27 protein-coding genes and 1 tRNA gene are annotated in these 24,730 nt (G+C 56.4%); 16 read left to right on the top strand and 12 right to left on the bottom strand.

Annotated elements, in window-relative coordinates; translation table 11 throughout:
• Positions 1-20: 20 nt before the first annotated feature.
• From K3556_RS03775 to K3556_RS03760, 4 genes are read left to right on the top strand one after another with little or no spacing between them, the layout of a single operon-like run.
• The gene (locus K3556_RS03775; protein WP_260518399.1) at positions 21-431 is read left to right on the top strand and encodes a universal stress protein; all 411 of its coding nucleotides are present in this window, start codon (positions 21-23) and stop codon (positions 429-431) included.
• A gap of 36 nt (positions 432-467) precedes the next feature.
• Positions 468-974 (top strand): sulfopyruvate decarboxylase subunit alpha, encoded by a 507-nt coding sequence (locus tag K3556_RS03770; RefSeq protein WP_260518398.1) that lies wholly within the window; start codon positions 468-470, stop codon positions 972-974.
• Entirely contained in the window at positions 971-1,525 is a 555-nt protein-coding gene (gene comE / locus K3556_RS03765) for a sulfopyruvate decarboxylase subunit beta (RefSeq protein WP_260518397.1), read from the top strand. The genes K3556_RS03770 and comE overlap by 4 nt, the downstream gene beginning before the upstream one ends.
• A complete protein-coding gene (locus K3556_RS03760; RefSeq protein WP_260519165.1) occupies positions 1,525-2,631 on the top strand; it encodes an alpha-hydroxy acid oxidase in 1,107 nt (368 codons plus the stop codon). Before comE ends, K3556_RS03760 begins: the two co-directional genes overlap by 1 nt.
• A gap of 115 nt (positions 2,632-2,746) precedes the next feature.
• Here the strand turns inward: K3556_RS03760 and katG are convergent, their stop codons facing one another.
• Positions 2,747-4,924, bottom strand: coding sequence for a catalase/peroxidase HPI (gene katG, locus K3556_RS03755; protein ID WP_260518396.1), 2,178 nt, complete (start codon positions 4,922-4,924; stop codon positions 2,747-2,749).
• A gap of 117 nt (positions 4,925-5,041) precedes the next feature.
• Between katG and K3556_RS03750 the strand changes: the two genes are divergently transcribed.
• Positions 5,042-5,959, top strand: a complete 918-nt coding sequence (locus tag K3556_RS03750; protein WP_260518395.1) for a LysR substrate-binding domain-containing protein — start codon at positions 5,042-5,044, stop codon at positions 5,957-5,959.
• 52 nt (positions 5,960-6,011) lie between these two features.
• Here K3556_RS03750 and K3556_RS03745 read toward each other — a convergent pair whose 3' ends face one another.
• Positions 6,012-6,605, bottom strand: coding sequence for a VPLPA-CTERM sorting domain-containing protein (locus K3556_RS03745; RefSeq protein ID WP_260518394.1), 594 nt, complete (start codon positions 6,603-6,605; stop codon positions 6,012-6,014).
• A gap of 911 nt (positions 6,606-7,516) precedes the next feature.
• On the opposite strand from K3556_RS03745, the gene K3556_RS03740 reads away from it, so the two are divergent.
• Entirely contained in the window at positions 7,517-8,386 is an 870-nt protein-coding gene (locus K3556_RS03740) for a LysR family transcriptional regulator (RefSeq protein ID WP_260518393.1), read from the top strand.
• 190 nt (positions 8,387-8,576) lie between these two features.
• Here K3556_RS03740 and K3556_RS03735 read toward each other — a convergent pair.
• Positions 8,577-8,663 (bottom strand) — tRNA-Leu (locus tag K3556_RS03735).
• A gap of 124 nt (positions 8,664-8,787) precedes the next feature.
• Here K3556_RS03735 and lipB point away from each other — a divergent pair.
• The 3 genes from lipB to K3556_RS03720 all read left to right on the top strand — a co-directional run bounded on the left by lipB (position 8,788) and on the right by K3556_RS03720 (position 11,953).
• On the top strand, positions 8,788-9,474 hold the full coding sequence (gene lipB / locus K3556_RS03730; protein ID WP_260518392.1) for a lipoyl(octanoyl) transferase LipB: 687 nt from the start codon (positions 8,788-8,790) through the stop codon (positions 9,472-9,474).
• Between the two features lie 120 nt (positions 9,475-9,594).
• Complete coding sequence (locus K3556_RS03725; RefSeq protein WP_260518391.1) at positions 9,595-10,086, top strand: c-type cytochrome; 492 nt, start codon at positions 9,595-9,597, stop codon at positions 10,084-10,086.
• A 193-nt stretch (positions 10,087-10,279) separates the two neighbouring features.
• A complete protein-coding gene (locus K3556_RS03720; RefSeq protein ID WP_260518390.1) occupies positions 10,280-11,953 on the top strand; it encodes a cytochrome c oxidase subunit 1 in 1,674 nt (557 codons plus the stop codon).
• Positions 11,954-12,029: 76 nt separating this feature from the next.
• On the opposite strand, the gene K3556_RS03715 is transcribed toward K3556_RS03720, so the two are convergent.
• Positions 12,030-12,386, bottom strand: a complete 357-nt coding sequence (locus tag K3556_RS03715) for a hypothetical protein (protein ID WP_260518389.1) — start codon at positions 12,384-12,386, stop codon at positions 12,030-12,032.
• A gap of 178 nt (positions 12,387-12,564) precedes the next feature.
• Between K3556_RS03715 and K3556_RS03710 the strand changes: the two genes are divergently transcribed.
• Entirely contained in the window at positions 12,565-13,068 is a 504-nt protein-coding gene (locus K3556_RS03710) for a DUF2244 domain-containing protein (RefSeq protein ID WP_409557765.1), read from the top strand.
• Positions 13,069-13,094: 26 nt separating this feature from the next.
• Here the strand turns inward: K3556_RS03710 and K3556_RS03705 are convergent, their stop codons facing one another.
• Together K3556_RS03705 and K3556_RS03700 are read right to left on the bottom strand one after the other, a co-directional pair.
• Positions 13,095-13,601: a GNAT family N-acetyltransferase gene (locus tag K3556_RS03705; RefSeq protein ID WP_260518387.1), complete on the bottom strand. Its 507-nt coding sequence runs from the start codon at positions 13,599-13,601 to the stop codon at positions 13,095-13,097.
• Between the two features lie 166 nt (positions 13,602-13,767).
• On the bottom strand, positions 13,768-14,226 hold the full coding sequence (locus tag K3556_RS03700; protein ID WP_260518386.1) for a GatB/YqeY domain-containing protein: 459 nt from the start codon (positions 14,224-14,226) through the stop codon (positions 13,768-13,770).
• Between the two features lie 195 nt (positions 14,227-14,421).
• On the opposite strand from K3556_RS03700, the gene carA reads away from it, so the two are divergent.
• A complete protein-coding gene (carA, locus tag K3556_RS03695) occupies positions 14,422-15,594 on the top strand; it encodes a glutamine-hydrolyzing carbamoyl-phosphate synthase small subunit (protein ID WP_260518385.1) in 1,173 nt (390 codons plus the stop codon).
• A gap of 107 nt (positions 15,595-15,701) precedes the next feature.
• Positions 15,702-17,642 (top strand): glycosyltransferase family 2 protein, encoded by a 1,941-nt coding sequence (locus K3556_RS03690; protein ID WP_260518384.1) that lies wholly within the window; start codon positions 15,702-15,704, stop codon positions 17,640-17,642.
• Here the strand turns inward: K3556_RS03690 and K3556_RS03685 are convergent.
• Complete coding sequence (locus K3556_RS03685) at positions 17,614-18,198, bottom strand: GntR family transcriptional regulator (RefSeq protein WP_409557771.1); 585 nt, start codon at positions 18,196-18,198, stop codon at positions 17,614-17,616. The genes K3556_RS03690 and K3556_RS03685 overlap by 29 nt on opposite strands.
• Positions 18,199-18,413: 215 nt before the next feature.
• Between K3556_RS03685 and K3556_RS03680 the strand changes: the two genes are divergently transcribed.
• The 3 genes from K3556_RS03680 to K3556_RS03670 all read left to right on the top strand — a co-directional run bounded on the left by K3556_RS03680 (position 18,414) and on the right by K3556_RS03670 (position 20,600).
• Positions 18,414-19,121, top strand: coding sequence for a pyrimidine 5'-nucleotidase (locus tag K3556_RS03680; RefSeq protein ID WP_260518382.1), 708 nt, complete (start codon positions 18,414-18,416; stop codon positions 19,119-19,121).
• Positions 19,102-20,301: an FAD-dependent monooxygenase gene (locus K3556_RS03675; RefSeq protein WP_260518381.1), complete on the top strand. Its 1,200-nt coding sequence runs from the start codon at positions 19,102-19,104 to the stop codon at positions 20,299-20,301. The genes K3556_RS03680 and K3556_RS03675 overlap by 20 nt, the downstream gene beginning before the upstream one ends.
• Before the next feature lie 98 nt (positions 20,302-20,399).
• Positions 20,400-20,600 (top strand): hypothetical protein, encoded by a 201-nt coding sequence (locus tag K3556_RS03670; RefSeq protein ID WP_260518380.1) that lies wholly within the window; start codon positions 20,400-20,402, stop codon positions 20,598-20,600.
• A 47-nt stretch (positions 20,601-20,647) separates the two neighbouring features.
• Here K3556_RS03670 and K3556_RS03665 read toward each other — a convergent pair whose 3' ends face one another.
• Genes K3556_RS03665 through K3556_RS03655 form a run of 3 tightly spaced genes read right to left on the bottom strand, consistent with a single transcriptional unit; the run spans position 20,648 to position 22,743 of the window.
• Complete coding sequence (locus K3556_RS03665) at positions 20,648-21,775, bottom strand: aminotransferase class V-fold PLP-dependent enzyme (RefSeq protein ID WP_260518379.1); 1,128 nt, start codon at positions 21,773-21,775, stop codon at positions 20,648-20,650.
• Positions 21,776-21,835: 60 nt separating this feature from the next.
• The gene (locus tag K3556_RS03660) at positions 21,836-22,291 is read right to left on the bottom strand and encodes an Lrp/AsnC family transcriptional regulator (RefSeq protein WP_260518378.1); all 456 of its coding nucleotides are present in this window, start codon (positions 22,289-22,291) and stop codon (positions 21,836-21,838) included.
• Entirely contained in the window at positions 22,288-22,743 is a 456-nt protein-coding gene (locus K3556_RS03655; RefSeq protein ID WP_260518377.1) for an Lrp/AsnC family transcriptional regulator, read from the bottom strand. Before K3556_RS03655 ends, K3556_RS03660 begins: the two co-directional genes overlap by 4 nt.
• A 138-nt stretch (positions 22,744-22,881) precedes the next feature.
• Here K3556_RS03655 and ilvC point away from each other — a divergent pair, with 138 nt between their 5' ends.
• Positions 22,882-23,904, top strand: coding sequence for a ketol-acid reductoisomerase (ilvC, locus tag K3556_RS03650; protein ID WP_260518376.1), 1,023 nt, complete (start codon positions 22,882-22,884; stop codon positions 23,902-23,904).
• Between the two features lie 47 nt (positions 23,905-23,951).
• Here ilvC and K3556_RS03645 read toward each other — a convergent pair whose 3' ends face one another.
• Both K3556_RS03645 and K3556_RS03640 read right to left on the bottom strand, forming a co-directional pair.
• Positions 23,952-24,410, bottom strand: coding sequence for an SRPBCC family protein (locus K3556_RS03645; protein WP_260518375.1), 459 nt, complete (start codon positions 24,408-24,410; stop codon positions 23,952-23,954).
• Entirely contained in the window at positions 24,403-24,720 is a 318-nt protein-coding gene (locus tag K3556_RS03640) for a helix-turn-helix transcriptional regulator (RefSeq protein ID WP_260518374.1), read from the bottom strand. The genes K3556_RS03645 and K3556_RS03640 overlap by 8 nt, the downstream gene beginning before the upstream one ends.
• Positions 24,721-24,730: the final 10 nt, after the last annotated feature.

Raw genomic sequence — 24,730 nt, 5'->3', positions numbered from 1 at the left:
CGTAAGGAAGGACGTCAACCATGTATGATAAAGTTCTGGTTCCGATGGCGCTTGATCACGGGTTGTCAGCTTCAACCCTTGGTGTGGCAAAGGCGCTGTGCAATCCCGGCGGGCAGATTATTGCCCTTCATGTTTACGAAACCCCCCACGGATCAGTAGGGGCTTATCTTGACAAAGAAGTTGTACGCGAAGGTTTCGATGCCGCCCGTGCGTTGCTGGCGGAAAAGACAGCAGGAATACCGGGCATTCAGGCGGAAATCGTGGCCGGTCATACCTATCGTACTATCATCGACTTCTCTGCTGAAAATGGCATCGGGTGCGTTGTGATCGGATCACATAAACCGGGGCTCAGTGACTATCTGCTGGGAACAACGGCGGCACGTGTCGTGCGCCATGCCCCGTGCGCCGTGCACGTCTATCGCAGCACCTAGTTAACAAATGACATCAACCATAAAGGCCAAACGATCATGAACATCGACAAGAAGATCGCGGACGATCTAGTCGCCAATGACGTCTCGTTCATCACCACCGTGCCCTGCAAGCAGCTGGCTGGCGTGATCGAAGAAGTCGACCGGCGCGAGGAAATTTTCCACATCCCTTCCAACAAGGAAGATGAGGGCATGGGGCTGTGTGCAGGCGCGTGGATGGGCGGCAAGCGCCCCGCCATCATCATGCAAAACACAGCCATCGGCGTGACAATCAACACGCTGGCCACGCTGACGCAGTTTTATCGGATGCCCTTGCCGATGCTGATTTCATATCGCGGCGAACTGCGCGAGCCTGTCGCCTGTCAGGTTGAAATGGCGGTGCATACCAAAGCGCTTCTGGCGCAGTTGAACATTCCAACCTACCACTTCCATCGCCAAAGCGATGTCGAGGAATTTGACAACATCCTGAAATACACTTTCATGTGCAACAAACCTGTGGCGATCCTGACCGACGCCAATTTCTGGGGAGGCTATGGCGACCAATGATCCGTTCTGAAATCCTGCGCGAGATCGCGCCCATCCTTCGTGACCAGCTGGTCGTCTGCAACATCGGCATTCCCAGTCAGGAACTGCATGCCATCGACGATCAACCGTCTAACTTTTACATGCTGGGGACCATGGGGCTTGCCTCCTCGATCGGTCTTGGTCTTGCTTTGGCACAGCCCAAAACCGTGATTGCAATCGACGGTGACGGCTCGGTTCTTACCAACCTCGGCACATTGCCGACGATTGGGAACAACGCGCCCAACAACTATATCCTGATGATCATCGACAACGGGTCCTATGGCTCGACCGGGGATCAACCGACATATACCGGCAAGAAAACCGATCTGGCGGGCATGGCACGCGCCGCTGGCTGCGACAATGTCGTTGTGGTTCAGGATGTGGACACGGGCAAAGCGCTGCAAGACGCCATCGACGGCGGAAAAGCCACCGTCATGGTGGTCAAATGCGACAGTGGCAACGCCAAGATGCCGGTCATCACGATGGACCCGGTCATCATCCGGGATCGCTTTATGAAAGCGGTCGCAAGCTGATGGGCGCAAGCGCCATCCATTGTGCGGACGATGCCCGCCGATTGGCGCGGCGCAGGCTGCCTTGGATGGTGTTTGACTATATCGACGGCTCGGCCGGTCGGGAAACAGGGGCAGCGCGCAATCGGGCTGCCCTTGATGCGGTCACGCTCAGGCCGCGTATCTTGAAAGACGTCAGTCAGCGGTCTCTGGCAACCGAAATCTTCGGTGCTTCGGCAGGTCGCCCTTTCGGGATCGCGCCCATGGGTATGTGCAACTTGTCCCGTCCGGGCGCAGACCTGATGCTGGCCCGACTGGCAGGGCGTCATCGCGTGCCCCATGGCGTGTCCACTGTTGCGTCAACGCCGTTGGAACAGATCATTGAAACCGCCCAGGGCCATGCGTGGTTCCAACTTTACTTCAGCGGGGACGGCGTGGGCACATTCAAGCTGCTGGAACGGGCGAAGGCCGCAGGATACAAGACCCTTGTTCTGACCGTCGACGTGCCCGAAGTGGGCCGCCGACCGCGCGAACTTCGCCATGGGTTCACAATGCCCTTCCGCATCGGACCACGGCAATTCATCGACTTCGCATTGCACCCGCAGTGGTCCTTTCCCGCGCTGTTCAGTGGCAAGCCGCAGATGGCAAATTTCGAAATGGACGGGTTTGAATTCGACCGCACGGAAACGCGGGCCAATGTCACTTGGGAAACGCTGTCTCGTGTACGGGACGCGTGGCCGGGGAAACTGGTGGTCAAGGGCGTGCTGGATGTCGACGATGCACAACAGTTGGTGAGCGCAGGCGTGGATGCCATTCAGGTATCCAGCCATGGCGCGCGGCAATTGGAAAGCGCGCCCGCGCCAATTGAAATGCTGGCGAAAATCCGTGCCAAGCTTGGGCCCGATTTCCCGCTCTTCTATGACAGCGGCATTCGATCTGGCGAAGATGTACTAAAAGCGCTGAGCTTAGGGGCCGACTTCACCTTCATCGGGCGCGTCCTGCAATTCGCTATCGCCGCCGCCGGTGAACCCGGGCTGCAAAGAATGTGGGAAGTTCTGAGTTCGGAGATGAGCAATGCGATGGCTCAGATCGGGGCAACGTCGCCCAGCGCGGTTGAGCGTCAAATCTAGTTTTCGCGTTACCAATCGCCACAACGAAACAACTTAGCGAGTGATCCTTGGTAAAATATCGGCGGCGCTCCTAGTTTCGAAGCGCCGCCGGTTTTGAGACCCTTAGGCCTGTGTCTTATGCTAGGTCGAAGCGATCCACATTCATCACCTTGTTCCAAGCAGCAACGAAGTCGCCCACGAACTTCTCGCCCGCGTCTTTCTGGCCATAGACCTCCGAAAGCGCTCGCAGTTGCGAGTTGGACCCAAAGACCAGATCGACACGGGTCGCAGTCCACGTCGCTTTACCGGTGCTGCGGTCTTTGCCTTCAAAATGGCCGTCACCCGTGTCCGCCCACGTGGTGCCCATGTCGAGCAGGTTCACGAAGAAATCGTTGGTAAGCTGACCCGCACGGTCGGTCAGAACACCATGCTTGCTACCACCATGGTTCGCACCCAGAACCCTAAGGCCACCAACCAATACCGTCATTTCCGGCGCGGTCAGGGTCAAAAGCTGTGCCTTGTCGACCAGCAGTTCTTCTGGTGAAATGGTGAACTCTGTCCTTTGCCAATTGCGGAACCCGTCAGCCTGCGGCTCAAGATAGTTCATGCTCTCGACCTCAACCAGATCCGGCGTCGCGTCACCGCGACCCAGTGTGACCGGCACCTCGAGGTCGTGACCTGCATCCTTCGCGGCCTTCTCAATGCCCGCCGCTCCCGCGATCACGATCAGGTCGGCCATCGATACAGGTTGGACTGACGCCGATTTGATGCCGTCCAGCACCGCCAAAACGCGAGCGAGTTCGGCTGGTTCGTTGACCGCCCAACCCTTCATCGGCTCAAGCTGAACATGCGCCCCGTTGGCACCACCGCGCATGTCCGAACCCCGGAAGGTTGAGGCAGACGCCCAAGCGGTTTTGACCATATCACTGACCGATAGGCCGCTATTAAGGCACGCTTTTTTCAGGGCAGCTACGTCCAGATCGGCAGCGGTCTCAGACGCCGGGATCGGGTCCTGCCACAGCAGATCTTCTGCAGGCACTTCCGGGCCGAGATAGCGTGACTTTGGCCCCATATCGCGGTGGGTCAATTTGAACCACGCACGGGCATAAGCATCGGCAAACTCGTCCGGGTTTTCCAGATACCGCTTCGCAATCGGGCCATAGATCGGATCATAGCGCATCGACATGTCTGCGGTTGTCATCGCTGGCGGATGCATTTTCGACTTATCAAAAGCATCAACAACCATGTCTTCAGGCTCGACATCCTGTGCGATCCAGATGTTCGCGCCAGCAGGTGTTTTATCCAGCGCCCACTCGTATTTGAACAGCACCTTCAGATAGCCCATGTCCCACGTTGTCGGGTTGGGTTTCCAAGCGCCCTCAAGACCCGATGTGATCGCGTCGCCCGCTTTGCCGGACCCGTGCGAAGATTTCCATCCAAGGCCCATTTCTTCTATCGGGGCGGCTTCTGGCTCCGGGCCGACCGCATCGGCCGGGCCGTTACCGTGCATTTTGCCGAATGTGTGACCGCCCGCGGTCAGGGCCACGGTTTCCGCGTCATCCATAGCCATGCGGGCAAAAGTTTCGCGCACGTCGCGGCCCGAGGCGAGGATATCGGGGTGCCCATCCGGACCTTCCGGGTTGACGTAGATCAGGCCCATCTGCACTGCGGCCAACGGGTTTTCAAGGTCGCGCTCGCCGGAATAACGGCTGCCTTCGGCCTTTGAATCGGCCAACCATTCAGTTTCCGAGCCCCAGTACACGTCTTCTTCTGGTTCCCACACATCAGCGCGACCACCGGCGAAGCCGAAAGATTTGAAACCCATCGATTCCATCGCGACGTTGCCGGCGAGGATCATCAGGTCCGCCCAGCTGATCGCATTGCCGTATTTCTGTTTGATCGGCCAAAGAAGGCGGCGTGCCTTATCGAGGTTGCCGTTATCGGGCCAGGAATTGAGTGGCGCAAACCGTTGCTGCCCGGTACCGGCACCGCCGCGACCATCTGCGGTGCGATAGGTGCCCGCGCTGTGCCACGCCATCCGGATAAACAAACCGCCATAATGGCCATAATCTGCGGGCCACCATTCCTGGCTGTCTGTCATCAGAGCCGTGAGGTCAGCTTTAAGACCGTCATAGTCGATTGAACTGAACGCTTCGGCATAGCTGAAATCTTGCCCCATCGGGTCGGACTTCGCTGAGTTTTGCGCAAGGATCCGTAGGTTGAGCTGGTTCGGCCACCAATCTTTATTGGTGATCATGCCCATGTTCGTGGCGCCGTGCGCGACTGGGCATTTGCCCGCGTTGTTTCCGTCCATCATATAACTCCCATAGCGGTTCGCAGTTCAGATCTGAATGTTATCTCATAAGTAATGTAGCGGGTCATTTAGATAAGTGGAAATTGCATTTGCCAATCCAGGTGATAATTATTCGTTATGATAAACATTACGATCAGACAGCTTCGTTATTTCGACGCACTGGCCAGACACGGTCATTTTGGCCGCGCAGCCGATGCCTGCTCCATCTCGCAACCTGCGCTGTCTGTCCAGATTCGAGAGCTTGAAGAAACGCTCGGCAGCACGTTGTTTGAACGCTTGCCGCGTCAAGTCAGACTGACGACACTGGGGCGCGAGTTTCTGAATCGGGCGCAGGCTATTCTGCGCGCGGTCGACGAGTTGGGTGATCTGGTGCGCGCGGCGCAGGACCAGTGGGTCGGGCAGCTTCGCATCGGCGTGATTCCAACCATTGCGCCCTACCTTCTGCCCTCCATTGTTGAGCAACTTACCCAGAGCTTCTCTGGCGTTGAGATTCATGTCCGGGAAACCATGACCTCCAACCTTATCAAGGAGTTGAATGAAGGTCGGATCGACACGGCCATTCTGGCGCTGCCGATCTCTGAACCCGGACTGACCGAGGTTGCGTTGTTTGAAGAAAACTTCGTCCTCGTGCGGCAAAAGGCGGATCGTAACAAGCCGGTGCCAAACCGCGAGATGCTGCAGGAATTGCGCCTGCTTTTGCTTGAAGAAGGCCACTGCTTTCGCGATCAAGCGCTGTCTTTCTGTAGCGTTCAGCCAAACCAACCGCGTGAAACGCTCGACGGCAGCTCGCTATCAACACTCGTTCAGCTTGTGGGGGCCGGACTGGGTGTGACATTGGTCCCCGAGATGGCCATTCCCGTCGAAACGCGCTCGGCCAACGTGTCCCTCGCCCGCTTCAGTGACCCGCAACCGACGCGGACCATTGGCATGCTGTGGCGCGACACAAGCCCGCTGGCCCCTCAGTACCACCGTATAGCGGACATCGTTCGATCTGCGTCTAAGTCGGGACGCAATCTGGCCAACCCAGAGGCCTGAAGCCCTATAGTTCGAGGCAGAAATTCGGTCGGGCAGCGCATTGAAACAGGTTTCAAGCTTTCCTGTTACGACGGCGTAGTCCCGCTATCGCGCCGAGTCCAGCCAGCAGCAGAAAACCACTAGCTGGGATCGGAACAGGAGATGGAGACAGATCCGCTGTAACCAAAGCTTCTGCTCGGAATGCCGCAGGATTCCTGTGGCTCCAAACGCCTGTATTGATCACTGTAAACGACAACGTGTTTATGCCCGCAAAAAACCCTTGCGTAGCGCTAAATGCGGTGAGCATCAAAAATGCATCGCGGCCGAACGAGATCGAACTAATCGCGGTGCCGTTAAGATAAGCCGTGCCCATATTGTCAGCGCCCCAAAGGCCACTTAATGAAGCAGTGGTATAATCAAACCCTGTCAGGTCAAAACTGTGTGTAAATGTTACGCTACTTAGCGTCGGGTTTTCATCCCAAACCCATGCAGATGTTGAGCTATTTGGCAAATAGGCGGGATGGAGGGAGTCCGCAATTGCGCCACCGCCGCTGCTAACAAAATCAGTACTTCCTGCGGCGGTCCCGACGTCTGTTACAGTGGCAGCATGCGATACGGTAACAGATATGGCGAATAGGCCAGCGGCTAACAATGAATTGACGTACATAATCTTCCTCACAAATCCACAAAAAGTAGATTTTCTTTTTTTCTGTCGAAAGCTGAAAACCGCAGCGCCGACACTTCTACATTATGCAATATTTTAGACTGCTTGGACACATTTTCGCCAAACTTTCAACTCATGGTGGGCACAATTCCCTAGGTGATTGAAAAAGAAGTTTGGGCACGAGTTTAACGAGTCTCTTGGACGAAAAAATCTTGCAAACCTGCCTGTGAGAAGCCGGTTTTCTGCTTTCTAAGCCGCCTGATTCGCATCTGTTGTGAACTATCTACGGTTGATACGCCCTTGAAAGACCCACTGTTTTGCAATTGGTGTTAGCGTTTGCGCCCTCGCCGATTGGCGCAGCTTTGGGTCTACGACTTTAGAGAATTTTCCGGTTTCGACGTATCAAGCGAATATAGTCGGGAGCTTCGCCGCGTAAGAAAGAAAAGCTCACTTGGTCTCGATCGCCGGTCAGATGCCCGAACGGTCGACCCACACCAAAGGGCGAAATAGGAGCAACTGGTATCTTCGTGGGCATCAGAGGGATGTGTTTAGGTCGGCAAAACACCTGTTGCCAGAATCCAAGCGGCCCAGCGTCCAGCAATCGATGTTTTGCCTCATTTCGTATCCGTGAGTGGCGCGAAATTCCAACCTAATTAGCGCATTAAACCTCTGACCTAATACTGATATTTCTGCAGCCCCCCGTCGAAAAAATGTGGTTCACAATACCGCAGGTACGCCAATTTGGGAGGTGGATCGGCACGTCGCAGATAAAGGCCGCTGCTCATCGCACCAGTGATCGGTGCTGCGACTTGAGGTGATCAAAATGTTGTTCGTGTTGGCGGTCAAAAAATACTCATCCAAAAAAATGTAGGAAGGGATTGGGAAAATTTGATTCAAATGCAATGATGCCTGATATGAGAAAATTCAATTCATGGAGCCAGCTGCAAACAGTTTTGGCAGTCGTAGAAACCGGATCCTACCGGGCTGCCAGCATGGAACTTGGAATCACGACCAGTACGGTCGCCCGGCATATTGAAGCGGTCTCACAGGAACTGAAGCACCCGATATTTGTACCAAAGGGCAATGGCAGGGAACTGACCGATGTTGGTAAAGAACTCGTCAAAATAGCAAGCAAAACCCAGACCAACCTCGGCTTCATGATAAGGAACCTTGAGACAGACAAAGATTTCTTTGGCTCGTTACAGATAAGCACCCTTTCATTTGTGGGCAGTGAATTCCTAGCGCAGTTCCTCCATCTATGGCGGAAGGAAAATCCGCTTGCCGAATTGGTGATTGACGCAACCGACCAAACCACGGCGGTCGAACGCGGAGAAGCCGATGTCGCGCTTCGCCTGACCCGCCCAGATACAGCTGGCATAGCACGGTTTAAAGTCGCAAACTGCCACGTCGGAGTGTTTGCGCCCAAGCACCACAAAGGCAATGCCTGGATTGGGTTTTCAGGTTCACTGGATTACCTGCCTGAAATGAAGGTGGCTCGAGATTTTTTTCAGAGCGATCCCGTCGTCAGATTGGATTCCTATCGCGCGCAAGCTCGAGCGTCGATCTCAACCGGTCTGCCATGTGTACTTCCCACTTGCCTGGCGCAACAATATGAAGAGCTTCATCTGATTAAACGCGCTGATGCACCCCTTATAGTAAACCGCGAACTGTGGTTTCTTTTCTACGAGAAGCGCAAGAATGATCTTGCGATTATCGCGGCCAGGAACTGGATCAAGAAAATCTTCCCTTCCGCAAACAAATGCCTTTGCGGAGAATGCAGCTGAGGCTGGCAATAACCAAATACAGCTTGATCCAGCCGTGGCGCTGTTGGCAGCAGTCTTTGCTGGCAACAAATCCACGCGACCGAGGCTTTTGGAAACAACAAGCTAAGCCAGCCCCGCCGACAAAAAGCGCGGCGATCCTGAAGCAGGATGAAAGAACCAAAATCTCGGCATTTTTGGATGGGTCTACAAGTGGTGCGGTCGGTGGGACTCGAACCCACACGAGTGTTACCTCACAGCGACCTCAACGCTGCGCGTCTACCAATTCCGCCACGACCGCGAGCCTAGGCTAGGTGACGCGTTTCATAGCGAAGGGGTTTGGGGATGTGAAGCCAAAAAACGCCCGCCAGAAATAAATCGGGATGCTTTTTGACAAAGGGCCAGCGCAATGCCAAATGAAGTTTATGAAAGCCCAGTCTGATATGCCCCCAGTCATGTGGGAAACCGCCGACACATTGGTCGACTACGAAGCCGCAGTGGCGCGAATGGAGGCCCATGTCGACGCTATGACGCGCGGCGAGGCAGGCGAAATGATCTGGTTGCTGGAGCATCCGCCGCTGTATACGGCTGGCACGTCTGCGGATGAAAAGGACTTGGTGGCACCTGACCGTTTTCCGGTCTACTCGTCGAAACGCGGGGGGCAGTACACATATCATGGCCCTGGTCAGCGCGTGGCCTATGTGATGCTTGATGTTGGACGGCGCGGGCGCGATGTGCGCGCCTTTGTGGCCGCCATGGAAGACTGGGTCATCCGAACCCTTGCTGAATTCAACGTCACTGGCGAACGGCGCGACGGCCGCGTTGGCGTCTGGGTCGTGCGCAATGACAAGCCGCTAAACGCCTTGGGCCAGTCTGCTGAAGACAAGATCGCTGCCATCGGCGTGCGGCTTCGGAAATGGGTCAGCTTCCACGGCATCTCGATCAATGTCGAACCGGATTTGGAGCATTTCTCGGGCATTGTGCCGTGCGGCATTTCCGAACACGGCGTGACAAGTCTGGTCGATCTTGGCCTGCCTGTTACGATGGATGACGTGGACAATGCTCTGCGTAAGTGTTTTGGTGAGGTCTTCGGCCCTGTCGGCGAAAAATAGCCAGCGCAGGCCTTCATTCACCCTGCGACAGCACGCCATCTTACAATAGGGTTGTATTCATCGCAGGGTCCGCGCGACAATAACGCTTAGCGCGTGAACCGATCTATCAAGAGGACCAACATGAAGACCATTCTCTCTGCCGCCGCCATGATCCTTGCCCTTTCGGGCACAGCTTTTGCCGAAGGCGACGTCGCCAAAGGTGAAAAGGACTTCAAAAAATGCAAATCCTGCCACGGTATCATTGATACCGACGGTGAAGCGCTGTTCAAAGGGGGTAAGACCGGCCCGAACCTTTATGGCATTGTTGGCCGCACGGCCGGCACCGTTGAAGGCTTCAAATACGGCGATTCTATCGTTGCCGCAGGTGAAGCTGGTCTGGTTTGGACAGAGGAACTTCTGATGGAATACATCAAAGATCCTAAAGGGTTCCTGAAAGAGCAGACCGGCGATTCAGCTGCCAAGTCGAAGATGACCTTCAAATGGGGCAAGCCCGAAGATATCGTGGTCTTCCTGGCAAGCTTCTCAGCCGAGATGCCCGCCGAGGGTGAAGCAGCCGAAGGCGAGGCCGCTGAAGGCGAAGCGACCGAAAGCGATTCGACCACAACCAACTAAGAACAACCGGCCAGTTGGCCGATTTTTCGCAAGAATCCCACGCCCCGCCCGGTAAAAGCCGCGCGGGGCGCATTTTTTTGCATCATGCGACCATTGCGACATTGCCCGACCCCGCGCTGCATATTACACACGTTAAAAAGCCGGGTGGAGTGACTCTCCGCTCTGGTCACGTTAACCCCAAAGGGAGGGATACATGGCGGACGCAGCCATTCACGACCAGGACCACCACGACGAGCGCGGGTTCTTTACCCGGTGGTTCATGTCGACCAACCACAAAGATATCGGGATCCTTTACCTGTTCCTGGCCGGTTTGACCGGTTTCATATCGGTCAGTTTCACTGTGTATATGCGCATGGAGCTGATGGACCCCGGTGTTCAGTACATGTGCCTGGAAGGCGCACGCTTCATTGCCGACGCGTCGGCAGAATGTACGCCGAACGGGCACCTCTGGAACGTGATGATCACCTATCACGGTGTCCTGATGATGTTCTTTGTGGTCATTCCTGCCCTGTTTGGCGGGTTTGGCAACTATTTCATGCCGCTGCAAATCGGCGCGCCGGACATGTCCTTCCCTCGGATGAACAACCTGTCCTTCTGGCTTTATGCCACAGGTGTTGGGCTTGGTGTGGCGTCGCTGCTGGCTCCGGGTGGCAACGACCAGCTTGGGTCAGGCGTTGGTTGGGTGCTTTACCCGCCGCTGTCGACGACTGAAGGCGGGTATTCGATGGACCTCGCGATCTTCGCGGTTCACGTATCCGGTGCCTCTTCGATCCTTGGTGCCATCAACATCATCACCACCTTCCTGAACATGCGTGCCCCGGGCATGACCTTGTTCAAAGTGCCGTTGTTCGCGTGGTCGATCTTTGTCACAGCCTGGCTGATCCTTTTGTCGCTGCCCGTTCTGGCTGGCGCAATCACCATGCTGCTGATTGACCGTAACTTCGGCGGGACTTTCTTTGACCCATCGGGGGGTGGCGATCCGATCCTGTATCAACACATCCTGTGGTTCTTTGGCCACCCGGAAGTGTATATCGTGATCCTGCCGGGCTTCGGTCTGATCAGCCACGTGATCGGCACCTTCGCGCGTAAGCCCATTTTTGGCTACGTTCCGATGGTCTGGGCGCTGATCGCCATTGGCTTCATCGGCTTCGTCGTATGGGCGCACCATATGTACACTGTCGGCATGTCGCTGACACAGCAGTCCTATTTCATGCTGGCAACCATGGTCATTGCTGTCCCGACCGGGATTAAGATCTTCTCGTGGATTGCGACGCTGTGGGGCGGCTCGATCGAGTTCAAGACGCCGATGCTTTTTGCAATGGGCTTCCTGTTCCTGTTTACCGTGGGCGGCGTAACTGGTGTGGTCCTGTCGCAAGCAGGTGTGGATCGCGTCTATCACGACACCTACTATGTTGTGGCGCATTTCCACTATGTGATGTCGATCGGGGCTGTGATGTGTATCTTCGCAGGCGTCTATTACTGGATCGGAAAGATGTCCGGTCGCCAGTATCCTGAGCTTGCGGGCAAGATCCACTTCTGGACCTTCTTCATCGGCGTGAACCTGACCTTCTTCCCACAACACTTCTTGGGCCGTCAGGGTATGCCGCGTCGTTATATCGACTATCCGGAAGCCTTTGCGTATTGGAACAAGATCAGCTCTTACGGCGCGTTCCTGTCCTTTGCGTCGTTCGTGTTCTTCATCGGCATCGTGTTCTACACGCTGATGAAAGGCAAACGCATTACCGAGAACAACTATTGGAACGAATATGCGGATACGTTGGAATGGACCCTGCCTACTCCTCCGCCAGAGCATACGTTCGAAATCCTGCCCAAGCAGGAAGAATGGGACAAAGGTCATTCACACTAAACTGACCTGATCAACGTGAAAGGCCCGGACAAACGTCCGGGCCTTTTCAATTAGGTAAACGCCAATGATGTCGTTGCTACTGCACAGGCAAATCCAGCCGAAACCGCTCCTTGCCCCATCCATCCACGCTGGTTCGCGCCCGGATCCATACCGCCTCAGCACCCTCAGGCAGTGCAACACTTGGCAAACTGCGGGTGAACGGCTGCTCGTTGGCGTGGGGGTGCTGTAAGACGCGCGTTCCCAGCGTATCGCCAGCTTGGTTCTCGACCCGCCAACCGTCGGCATAATCATCCCACCCAGTTTCGTCATGGGCGAGCGTTACCGATATGCTCCAACCAGCGCCAGACGGTGTCGCTGTCGCGCCTTCGATCACCGCCTCATGGGCGAAGACAGGTGAGGCCACACAAAGAAAGCCAACACAGAAAGATCGCATACGACACTCCTTAACAGACTAACCGCATTGTGCAGGGCCAACGCCCATTCCGCCAATCACGTCTCAGCGAGCCGGCTTGGGACCAGATGTCACAACCCCGCACGCATATTTTTCGCTTGCCTCAAACTGACACGCTTGTTTGTCTTAAGCGTTCTATTCTGCATGAAAGCCCATCCCGATGCCTTACGAGTGGATGACTACCGAGACCCAAGGCGGCCCCAAGGCCGAGCTTCACCTGTGGCCCTTCAGGTCCCTGCCCCGGCGCGGCTTTGTCTGGGTCATGGGAATGGGTTTCGCTTTGATGCTGATCCCGCTGCTGGCTTTATTGGGATCAGCAACGCTTTGGTGGCTGCTGCCTTTCGCATTGGGGGCGATGGGCGCGCTGTGGTTCTTTATCGAGAAAAGCTACAAAGATGGCGAAATCCTAGAAGAATTGCTGATCTGGTCCGACAGAATGACACTAACCCGCCATGGCCCGCGCGGTGCGTTGCGGGAATGGGAGGCCAACCCCTATTGGGTCACAGTGCACCTTCATAAAAAGGGCGGCCCGGTCCCAAACTATGTAACGCTCAAGGGCGATGGTCGCGAGGTCGAGATTGGGGCGTTTCTGTCCGAGAAGGAACGACCCGAGCTCTTTGAAGAGTTAAGCGCGGCGCTGTTGCGTGCGAAAACGATTGGTTAGGGTGACGCCATCATAGGCTGCCCAATTCAGAGCGATCGCTCGTAATACTTGATCAGATGGTCCAGATACGGTGTTTCCTGATGGTAGGGTGAGCATTCCTTGAAACCCAGCTTCTTGTAAAGGCCCGTCGCCTCGACCAGCGCCCGGCCGGTATCAAGACGAACGGTCTGGTGCCCATCCTTACGGGCCTGATCCATCAGTGCCACGGTTAACGCCTTCCCGGCCCCAAGTCCCCGCGCCTCATCAGTAACGAAGACCCGTTGGATTTCAGCAACGCCATCCTCCAGTTTGCGGATCATTCCACAGCCAATCGGTCTGCCGCCATCATAGGCGAGCAGAAGGTCGCCATTCGGACGACTGTGAATACGGGCAAAGTCCGCCACCAAATCGTCGACCTTGTCCGGGTCGTATTTCTGCAGAATAAGTTCCCGGTCTTCCGGCGATCTGTCTAACAAGAAGGCGATGTATCCGAGGAACAGCTTCGCGACGACGGGCGCATCTTGGGGTAATCTGGCGCGTTTGATTTCTAACATCGTTTAGCTCCTCATCCACCGTGTCCGGCCAGAATAGCATAACAGCAAAAGAAATGGGCCACCCGACAGAAGCAAGAACTCAGCCACTGCAATCCCGCCAACTGCCTTGGCCGATTGCTTGGTTGGTGGGGGGTATTCGTGAAGGTCGGAAAACGGTGCCTAGAGTTTATCCCAGCTTCTTCTTCACCATTTGCCCGACTTTACCGAAGTCCATCTGGCCGGTGTATTTGGCCTTTAGCTCGCCCATCACCTTACCCATATCGCGGATGCTGGCTGCCTCTACGGCGGCGATTGCTTCGGCGACGGCGGCGTCGGTTTCTTCTTCCGTTAACTGCTTTGGCAGGAAGTCTTCAATCACCAGAATCTCAGAGAGTTCTTTCTCCGCCAATTCCAGCCGTCCACCTTCTTCATAGGCGCGCGCACTTTCCTGACGTTGCTTCACCATTTTGCCAAGAATCGCCAGAACGTCGGCGTCTGTCAGCTCGACCTCTTCATCGGAGCCACGCATGGCAATGTCGCGATCCTTGATTGCGGCGCTAATCAATCGAAGCGTCGACAACCGCGCGGCCTCTTTGTTTTTCATGGCCGATTTCAGGGCGTCATTCACCCGGCTGCGCATGTCCATGGATCTATCCGTTTGCTGTGACCATTACGAAGCTCGCAACTTATCGAAAAGCTGTGTTGCATTCAACCGGGGAGCAGCAGCGCTAACATCTTGAAAATCAATGGTATGTAAAATTGATTGCATCGGGCTCTGCCCCTTGACCCTAAGGGCCTGCGCCTCTAGTTTCGCGACGATTTGTCGATCGGGAGTCGCCACATGTCCGCTGCCACCGCCCAAGCCCCAGTAACTGCCAAACCCACCGCCTGTCTGGCCCTTGCCGACGGCACCATTTTTTATGGTCATGGGTTCGGTGCGACTGGCACCACCACCGCCGAGCTGTGCTTCAACACCGCCATGACGGGGTACCAAGAGATCATGACTGACCCGTCTTATGCGGGTCAGGTCGTCACCTTCACCTTCCCCCATATCGGAAATGTCGGTGTAAACCCTGAGGATGACGAAACTGGTGATCCTGTCGCCGCCGGTATGGTGGTGAAATGGGACCCCACCGAGCCATCAAACTGGCGATCGACCGAAAATCTGGTTGATTGGCTGGCCAAACGTGGTCGGATCGGCGTCGGGGGCATCGATACGCGCCGACTGACCCGCGAAATCCGCCAACAAGGCGCGCCTCACGTGGCGATATCGCATGATCCCGAGGGGAATTTCGACATTGAAGCGCTGGTTGCCGCTGCCCGCGCCTTTTCTGGGCTTGAAGGGTTGGATCTGGCAAAAGAAGTGACCTGTGCCCAGAGTTATAAGTGGGATGAGATGCGGTGGGCTTGGCCGGACGGCTATCCCAAACAAACGGCCCCTCGTCACAAGGTTGTTGCGCTCGATTTCGGGGCGAAACGCAACATTCTGCGCTGTCTTGCGTCTGCTGGGTGCGACGTCACTGTTATGCCCGCCACCGCCACTGCGGACGAGGTGCTGGCCCACAAACCAGACGGGGTGTTCTTGTCAAATGGCCCCGGAGATCCGGCGGCCACGGGCGCGTATGCTGTACCGATGATCAAATCCATCCTCGATACAACGGATCTGCCTGTCTTTGGCATTTGCCTTGGCCACCAGATGCTTGCGCTGGCCCTTGGCGCGCGCACCATCAAAATGAACCACGGCCACCACGGCGCGAACCACCCGGTGAAGGACAATGATACTGGCAAGGTCGAAATTACGTCGATGAACCACGGTTTCGCTGTGGACACGGCGAGCTTGCCCAAGGGGGTTGTTGAAACCCACGTGTCGCTGTTTGACGGGTCGAACTGTGGGCTGCGCATGGAAAACCGTCCGGTCTTTTCTGTGCAATACCATCCAGAAGCAAGTCCGGGTCCAATGGATAGCTACTATCTGTTTGAACGGTTCACCAAAGCGATGGATGCCCGAGCCTAAACCTGTCGCAACTCTGCACGATTGTTGTAGCAAAGACCTTTGATTAACGCCCTGTTAACCAATGGTTCTTCATGTTCGTCTGGTCAAAGAACCTAACGAGCCCAAACATGCACGCCGCCAACCTGCGCCTTGTTCCATCCGACACTTTGCCCGCAGGCAGTTTGTCGGCATATGCCAAAGCGCCGCGCCAACCCCGCAAACCGTTAGGTCAGATCTTGGTCGAGATGGGCGCGCTCAGCCCGGAAAACCTCGCCATGGCTGTGTCGCTGCAGGTGCGTGAGGACGCCCGGTTTGGTGACATCCTTCTGACCAATGGCTGGGTGCGACAATCGGATTTGTATGCCGGGCTGGCGCGGCAATATGGCTGCCAGATTGCCGACCTGCAAAAAGAGCCGCCAGATGTTCGTTTGATTGATCGACTGGGGGCTGCTTTCTGCATTCGCAAGGGGATCGTGCCTTGGAAGCAAGTCGGTGGCGCGACTATCGTCATCTGCTCTCGACCTGATGAATTCCACCGGGTGCAGAGCGCTTTACCAGCCGACTGGGGCCGATGCTTTCTGGCCATCGCGCCGGAACGCGACATCCAAACCGCGTTGATTGCAATGCGACACAGATCTTTGGCCGCACGTGCTGAAAACCGAGTATCTGAAGCGGAAAGCTGCCGTGGATGGCGCAGGGGGTCGGTCGCGCGGTTCGCGTCCGCGTTGCTTATCGCTCTGTGCGCATTGTTCATGGTGTCATCCTTCGCAGGCTTCGTTGCGTTGGTGGCTTGGGCAGTCATCACCTTGCTTCTGAATTCCTCGCTTAAGGCGATCGCGGCATTACAGTATTGGCGCCAAGACCGACAGACAGAACCCGAGCGTCTCGCATCAAGCGACCAACGGGGTCTTCTCAAACTGCCAACGGTGTCGATCCTCGTGCCGCTTTTCCACGAGCGCGAAATCGCTGGCCGATTGGTCAAACGATTGGCGCAGCTTTCCTATCCACGCGAGTTGCTGGATGTTTGCTTGGTTGTCGAAGAAGACGACACAATGACACAGGAAACCTTGGCGAATTCTGATTTGCCGCGCTGGATGCGCCAGATCGTCGTGCCGCGCGGGGTGGTGAAGACCAAACCCCGCGCAATGAATTTTGCATTGGATTTCTGCCGGGGGTCCGTAATCGGTGTTTATGACGCCGAAGACGCCCCTGCCCCCGACCAAATCCACAAAATTGTGCGCAGGTTTTCTGAGCGCGGGACTGACGTGGCTTGTCTTCAAGGCAAACTTGGTTTCTACAACGCACGCACCAATTGGTTGAGCCGCTGCTTTACAGTTGAATATGCTACATGGTGGGGGATCGTGCTGCCGGGCGTTGAGCGTGCGGGCTTTGCCATTCCACTGGGCGGCACCACGCTGTTCTTCCGCCGTGAAGCGTTGGAGGCACTTGGGCGCTGGGATGCCCATAACGTCACAGAAGACGCCGATCTGGGCATCCGTTTGGCCCGGCATGGATATCGAACCGAACTGGTCGACACCGTGACCGAGGAAGAGGCAAACTGCCGCGTCTGGCCGTGGATCAAACAGCGGTCCCGTTGGATCAAAGGCTATGCCATGACGTACGGCGTTCACATGCGTCAGCCACGCCAATTGCTGCGCGATCTGGGTTGGTGGAAGTTTTTTGGTTTTCAGATCCTGTTTCTGGGCAGCCTGTCGCAGTTCTTGCTCGCTCCGATCCTATGGACCTTCTGGGCCTTTCCTTTGGGCCTGCCACACCCGTTACGGGGGGTAATGCCCAATGAGCTTCTGATCGTACTCGGCACGGTTTTCATGGCAACGGAGCTATTGACTATTACCGTGGGCATTCAGGCGGTCAGCAATGAAAAACTTCGTTGGCTGCGTTTCTGGGTGCCAACACTACATTTCTATTACCCGCTGGCTTCTCTTGCTGCGATGAAAGGGTTCGTCGAAATCGTAACCAAGCCCTTCTATTGGGACAAAACCCAGCACGGAGAATTCGATGATGACGCACAGGACGTGGTCATTCCCCCGCCATTGAATCCAGCTTGATCCGCGTCTCAAAAGCCTGCGAGATATGGGCTTTCAGGGCGGCTTGAGCCGCAGCCTGATCCCGTGCCTCGATCGCGGCGACAATGGCGTCATGTTCTGCTATCGCGATTTCACTTCGCCCTTCAGCCGCCAAAGATGTGGTTGCCAAAAGCGCCATTGTCCGATGCACAAGATCAAGTTGCTGCACCAAATAGCGATTGTGCGATGCCAGATGCAGTTGTTTGTGGAACCGACGATTTGATCGCGACAGGGCGGATGGGTCCGACAGGCGTTTGCGATCATCCTCTACCATCTCGCGCAAAACACGGATTTCTTCAGGGGTAGCATGTTGCGCAGCAAGTGACGCAGCCAGACCCTCAAGCGCTGACCGCACAACATATAGCTCTGCAAGCTGGTTATGGCTCAGCGATGCAACGATCAGACTTCTGCCGTCACGCGTCAAAAGCGATTGGGTTTCAAGCCTCTGCAAAGCCTCGCGGATGGGCGTGCGTGACACACCGAACCTTTCGGCCAGCTCGCTTTCGACCAGTCTGTCGCCGGGCTTATAGGTGCCCATATCGATCGCGTCGAGGATCAGCTCGTATGCGTCTTTCTGTCCTTGTTTGACCTCAGCCACGGTGTCCTCGTCTATGGTTCGGGCATGCAATGCGCCAACCTAACCATGCGAGGCACGTTAGCGCAAATACGAACCTCGCAACACACTGTCGCAGGGCTGTCAGATTTCCGCGCCGCCCCCTTCCCCCTCATGGCAAACAAGAGTAGCTTCGCGCCATGGTGAAAGATCACTTTTCTCATGTTAGCGCCTGGGTTTTCGACCTGGACAATACGCTTTACCCACCTCATGCGCGGCTTTTCGATCAGATCGAAATCCGTATGACCAACTGGGTCATGCAAGCGCTGGGGGTAGATCGCTATGAGGCAGACCGGCTTCGCCAGCATTATTGGAAAACCTATGGAACCACGCTGGCTGGGCTAATGCGCGAACATGGCGTCGACCCCGCACCCTACCTTCACGATGTGCACGACATTTCGATGGAGCATCTGGAGGTTGACCCTGCTTTGGTGCAACATATTCGGTCTCTGCCGGGGCGCAAGATCGTCTACACCAACGGCTCGGCACCCTATGCTGAACGGGTATTGTCAGCGCGCGGATTGTCGGGATTGTTCGATGCGGTCTATGGCGTTGAAGACGCGGGTTTTCATCCAAAACCTGACCGGGCTGCGTTCGACACGATTTTTGCTCGTGATGGGCTTGCGCCCGAGGTCGCGGCGATGTTTGAAGACGATCCGCGCAATCTGGCCGTGCCCCACGCATTGGGCATGCGAACGGTTCATGTTGCACCAGACCCATCGCCTGCGGATTACATCCACCACCACACGCACAACCTGACCGAATTTTTGAGCCAACTTGTTGATGCCGCCTGTCCTGACACAACGGCCCGACACAAAGGAAAGACCGATGACGGACCACAGCGCTGATATTTTCATTTCAGGCGGCGGCATTGCCGGCCAGGTTACCGCCGCGGCCTTTGCCGAGGCCGGGTTCAGTGTCGTTATGGCTGACCCCTTCACGCCCGTAGTCACGGCGGATGATGAGAAGTCAGACCTACGATCCACCGCATTTCTGCAACCCGCGCGGCAATTGTTTGACCGGATCGGTTTGTGGTCTTTGCTCAAGCCGCATGCCAAGCCGCTCGACCAGCTTGCGGTGATCGACACGGTTGGCTGGCCGCCCGAAATCCGCGACCGGCGGGTGTTTCAATCAGACGACATGGGTAACGAGCCGTTTGGCTGGAACTTGATGAACTGGGTCGTCCGACAGGAAATATGGGGTTATCTGCAGGATCAACCACGGATCAAACTCCTGTATGGAACAGGCTTTCGCTCGCTTGTGCAGCGCACCGGAGAAATCATCGTTACACTGACAAATGGCGATCAGGTTCGGGCGCGAATGGGCGTTGCTGCGGATGGCAAGTTTTCGCCATTGCGCGAGGCTGCCGGGATATCCGTGTCGATCACGCGCTATGGTCAGAAGTCACTGGCTTTCACAGTTACCCATGATCTGCCGCACGACAACATCTCGACCGAGATTTACAACGAAGGCGGCCCATTCACCATCGTGCCCCTGCCCGATATCGACGGTCAAAACGCTTCGGCCATCGTCTGGATGAACAAGGGGCCGCGCGCAGTCGAGCTGATGAACATGCCGGTCTCCGAGTTCGAAGACGTGATGTTCGCCCGGTCGACAGGTCTGCTTGGGCGGATGCATCTGCAGGGCAATCGCTCGGTTTGGCCGATCATCACCCAAACAGCGGATCAACTGACGTCGGGCCGCGTGGCGGTGGTGGCAGAGGCCGCACATGCCTTGCCCCCCATTGGGGCGCAGGGCCTGAACACGTCGCTGAACGATGTGATCGCTCTGCTTGAGTTGGCAGAGGGCTCGCCCGAGCAGCTTGGTGATCCGCAGATGATGCAGGCTTACGGAAAAGCCCGCACGACCGACATCGCCCGGCGCGCCCGCGTTATTGACCTTTTCAATCGCGTGACTCGGTCGGGTGATGGGGTGTTGCAGGCTGTGCGTCTGATCGGATTGAAAGCGGTGCATGATGTGGCCCCGATGCGGAAACGCGTCATGCGGGCGGGGTTGGGCCCACAATAGCTGCGCTGCGGCATGCCGCCGCAATGCTGTATTGTCGCATTCCGTTCTTCACTCCGGGGACTGATATCCCCTTCACATAGCGAACAGGAGACACAGCAATGACGACAGACCAAACCCCGGAACAGAAATCCGCAGAAGCCCGCGCCGAAAAGATCACATTCGGCATCTTTGCAGGGATCGTGCTTGCCCTCGTGCTTGGTTATCTGGCCTTAGGCCTGACAGGCGTCGGGCTTGTTGCAGTCGCCACGGTTCCGGTGATTTATGTTCTGCTGGTACTGATGGCCGGCGGCAAAGGCTGACCGCACTGCCAGAGGTTTTGGCGCGGGCACAAGCCCGCGCACTAGCCTTACAGCACTTTTGACAGCACCGCGTCCAACCGCGCGACACTCGCGTCGACGTCATACAGTTTGTCGAGGCCAAACAGCCCCAGGCGGAAGCTCGAATACTCGTCGCCTTCGTCGCACATCAGCGGCACACCGGCGGCGATCTGCATGCCTTCCGCGGCGAAGGCTTTGCCCGCTTTGATGTCGGGGTTCGAGGTATAGGACACCACAACACCCGGCGCCGCAAACCCATCTGCGGCAACCGACTTCACGCCCTTTAAGGCTAGTAATTCGCGCACGCGGCGACCTTGGTCCCATTGCGCGTCCCGGAGCTGGTCAAAGCCATATTCCTTGGTCTCGAGCATCGTATCGCGGAAGGCGCGCAGCGCATCCGTTGGCATGGTCGCATGGTACGCGTGCCCGCCACCCTCATAGGCCTCCATGATCGATAGCCACTTGCCAAGATCGACGGCAAACGAGGTGGATGTGGCCGCTTTCGCCAGATCACGGGCGGTTTCGTTCATCATCACCAACCCGGCGGACGGCTGCGCCGACCACCCTTTTTGCGGGGCCGAGATCAGCACATCAACGCCCGTCGCCTTCATATCGACCCACGCACAACCTGACGCGATGCAATCCAGCACAAAGATACCGTCGACACCGTGTACAGCATCCGAAACGGCCTTCAGATAGTCGTCTGGCAGGATCATCCCGCTGGCCGTTTCCACATGCGGGGCGAAAACCACATCGGGGCGCGCATCCTTGATGCGGGCCACGACCTCGTCAATCGGGGCAGGCGCGAAGGGCGCATCGGGTGCGTTGCCGACCCGGCGGGCTTTCATCACGGTTTCATCAGACGGGATCGCTCCCATCTCGAATATCTGGCTCCAGCGGAAGGAAAAGAACCCGTTCCGGATGACCATGACGCGCTTGCCTGTTGCGAACTGGCGGGCAACTGCTTCCATCGCATAGGTGCCACCGCCGGGTACGACGGCCACAGCGTCCGCGTTATAGACCTCTTTCAGAGTTGCTGAGATATCGTTCATCACCCCTTGAAAAGCGGTCGACATATGGTTCAGCGAGCGGTCAGTGAAGACCACCGAAAACTCCAGCATCCCATCGGGATCAATATCAGGCAAAAGTGCGGGCATGGTCGTGTCTCCTTCACATAGCGAAGCGAGACTGACCGAAATCCCATCCACAGGGAAGGGTCAAATTGGTCCGGGGCGGCGTTCTTCAGATAAAAGCACATTTGCTTCGACGTTGCCGACACCCGGCAATGTCATAACCCGCCGCCTTAGAACACGCTCAAAATCCGCCAGATCACGCGCCACGACACGTAGGCGATAGTCATAGAGCCCCAACACATGCTCAACCGTCTGCACCTCGGGAATGGCAGAAACAGCGCGTTCGAAATCTTCCAAACTGACCCGACCTTTTGTGGCCAGTTTCACCCCAAGAAAAACGGTGACCCCGAAACCCAGCGCCTCGCGATCAAGGTCCAACCGCCTGCCCGCCAGAACCCCCTGTTCGGTCAGTCTTTTGATGCGGCGCCACGTTGCCGGTTGGCTTAGCCCGACATCCCGCCCCAAAGCGCCCGCTGATTTGGTGGCATCGTCGGTAAGTGCGCGGATCAATGCCCGGTCGATGTCATCCAACTCGATCATAGCGGCAAGCTTTCATCGGCTTTGATCCGCGCCACCTGCATCAATGCCTCGATGTCCGCTATATGCGGGAGCGCCAATATCTGGTCGCGATAGATCGCTTGATAATGCGCCATATCACGCGCCACGACGGACAACCGCACGTCAACTCGGCCAAGGAAAGTTTGGATCTCGATCACTTCACGAATGTCGCGCGCCGCCGCAATGAAATCATCGAATGCACGCGATTGGGTTTTGTCCAACGTGATGCGCAGACTGACTTCGACCGCATAGCCCAGCGCGCGCCAGTTTATCACCGCACGAGGCCCTCGCAGGATGTTCTGATCGCGCAGCCGTTCAATGCGACGCGTCAGCCGCGCCGTCGACATCCCGATAAGATGCGCAAGGTCAGGCGCTGCCATCATCGGATCGGCCTGCATCTGCCTTAGAATGCGTCTGTCTGTATCATCGAGCATGATTTTTTTACTATCCTGCTATTTGGCGAATTAAAATGCCTAAGATTGCCAGAAAAATAGCCTCACCTCATCTCGCGCGTGCCACCCACATCCATATGATGCCATTCAGAACGAAACACATCCAAGGGAGCGCCCCATATGCGCGTTTATTACGATCGCGATTGCGACATTAACCTGATCAAAGACAAAAAAGTTGCCATTCTGGGCTATGGCTCGCAAGGCCACGCGCACGCGCTGAACCTGCGCGACTCGGGCGCTAAGAACCTTGTGGTTGCCCTGCGCGAAGGCTCGGCGTCTGCCAAGAAAGCCACCGCTGAAGGTCTGGACGTCATGGGCATCGCCGAAGCGGCTGCGTGGTGCGACGTCATCATGTTCACAATGCCTGACGAATTGCAGGCTGAGACCTATAAGAAATACGTCCATGACAACATCAAGCCGGGTGCAGCCATCGCATTTGCCCACGGCCTGAACGTGCACTTCGGTCTGATCGAGCCCAAAGAAGGCGTCGACGTGATCATGATGGCCCCGAAAGGCCCCGGCCACACCGTGCGCGGCGAATACCAAAAAGGCGGCGGCGTGCCCTGCCTCGTTGCGGTGAACACTGACGCGACCGGCAAAGCGCTGGAAATCGGCCTGTCCTATTGCTCGGCCATCGGTGGCGGGCGCTCGGGCATCATCGAGACCAACTTCCGCGAAGAGTGTGAAACCGACCTGTTCGGTGAGCAGGCCGTTCTGTGTGGTGGCATTGTCGAGCTGATCCGTTGCGGCTTTGAAACTCTGGTTGAAGCTGGCTATGCGCCCGAGATGGCTTACTTTGAGTGTCTGCACGAAACCAAGCTGATCGTGGACTTGATCTATGAAGGCGGCATCGCCAACATGGATTACTCGATCTCGAACACCGCAGAATACGGCCAGTACGTCACCGGCCCGCGCATCCTGCCATACGAGCAGACCAAGAAGGCGATGAAAGAAACGCTTGCCGACATCCAGTCTGGCAAATTCGTGCGTGACTTCATGCTTGAAAACGCTGTTGGCCAACCGACCATCAAAGCGTCGCGCCGTGCCAATGACGAGCACCAGATCGAGGTCGTCGGTAAGAAACTGCGCGACATGATGCCTTGGATTTCGGCAGGCAAAATGGTCGACAAAGAAAAGAACTAAGGCTGACCACTGTCATCGAAGGGGCGGTCCAAGCGACCGCCCTTTTCTTATCTGGTCGTGCAAGCATCGGCATAACGGGTGACGAATACGGTTTCCCAACCACCATTGTAGCTGTTGCGCATATCGTCGGCCCTTTCCGCCCAGACATTCCAGCCAGAATGAGTCAGAGTCACCCTCGTCTGACCATTCCCTTCTGCAGCGAATGCGACATCGACCCGCGTAGGGGCATCCACGTTGGTGCCCGGATGCCAGGTCATCGCGAGTTTCGATCCCTGTTCAAATTCCAGCACCTTGCCCCAGTCGGTGCGATTGCCATCATGCATGGTTTCATAGACAGCTCCGCCCACTTTGGGCTCGATAATAACAGCCAGTGCCACTTTGCCCGCTCCGGCCGACACCGCGTGCCGATCAAGTGGCCACCAGTCCGAAGTTCGGTTAACGAAAACGTCAAAGGCGCGCTCAGGGGTGCAGTTCACGATGATGGTCTTTACAATCGGGTCAGTCATTTTGTCCCTCTCCGTTATCGTCGATCTCGCTTGCGAAGTTTTGCAGCACATTGGTCCAATACCGATCCAACCACGCGCGCAGTTCGGCCAGACCTTCTGGCCGTGCGGCATAGATGCGGCGCGTCCCTTCGACCCTGCAAAGGACCAGTCCTGCATCTGACAACACCTTCAAGTGTTGCGAAACCGCAGGGCGGCTGACAGGTAATTCTTCCGCCAATGCGCCTACGGCACGCGGGGCGCTGGCGACCGCTTCAAACACTTTCCGCCGGGTCAGATCAGCCAAGGCCGCTAATGAGTCTTCGTAAGCCATGACTTACGGT

The sequence above is a fragment of the Aliiroseovarius sp. M344 genome (assembly GCF_025140835.1).
Lineage (GTDB): Bacteria > Pseudomonadota > Alphaproteobacteria > Rhodobacterales > Rhodobacteraceae > Aliiroseovarius.
Note: the sequence above shows the minus strand (reverse complement) of the source record. Positions and strands in the feature narration are given on the sequence as shown.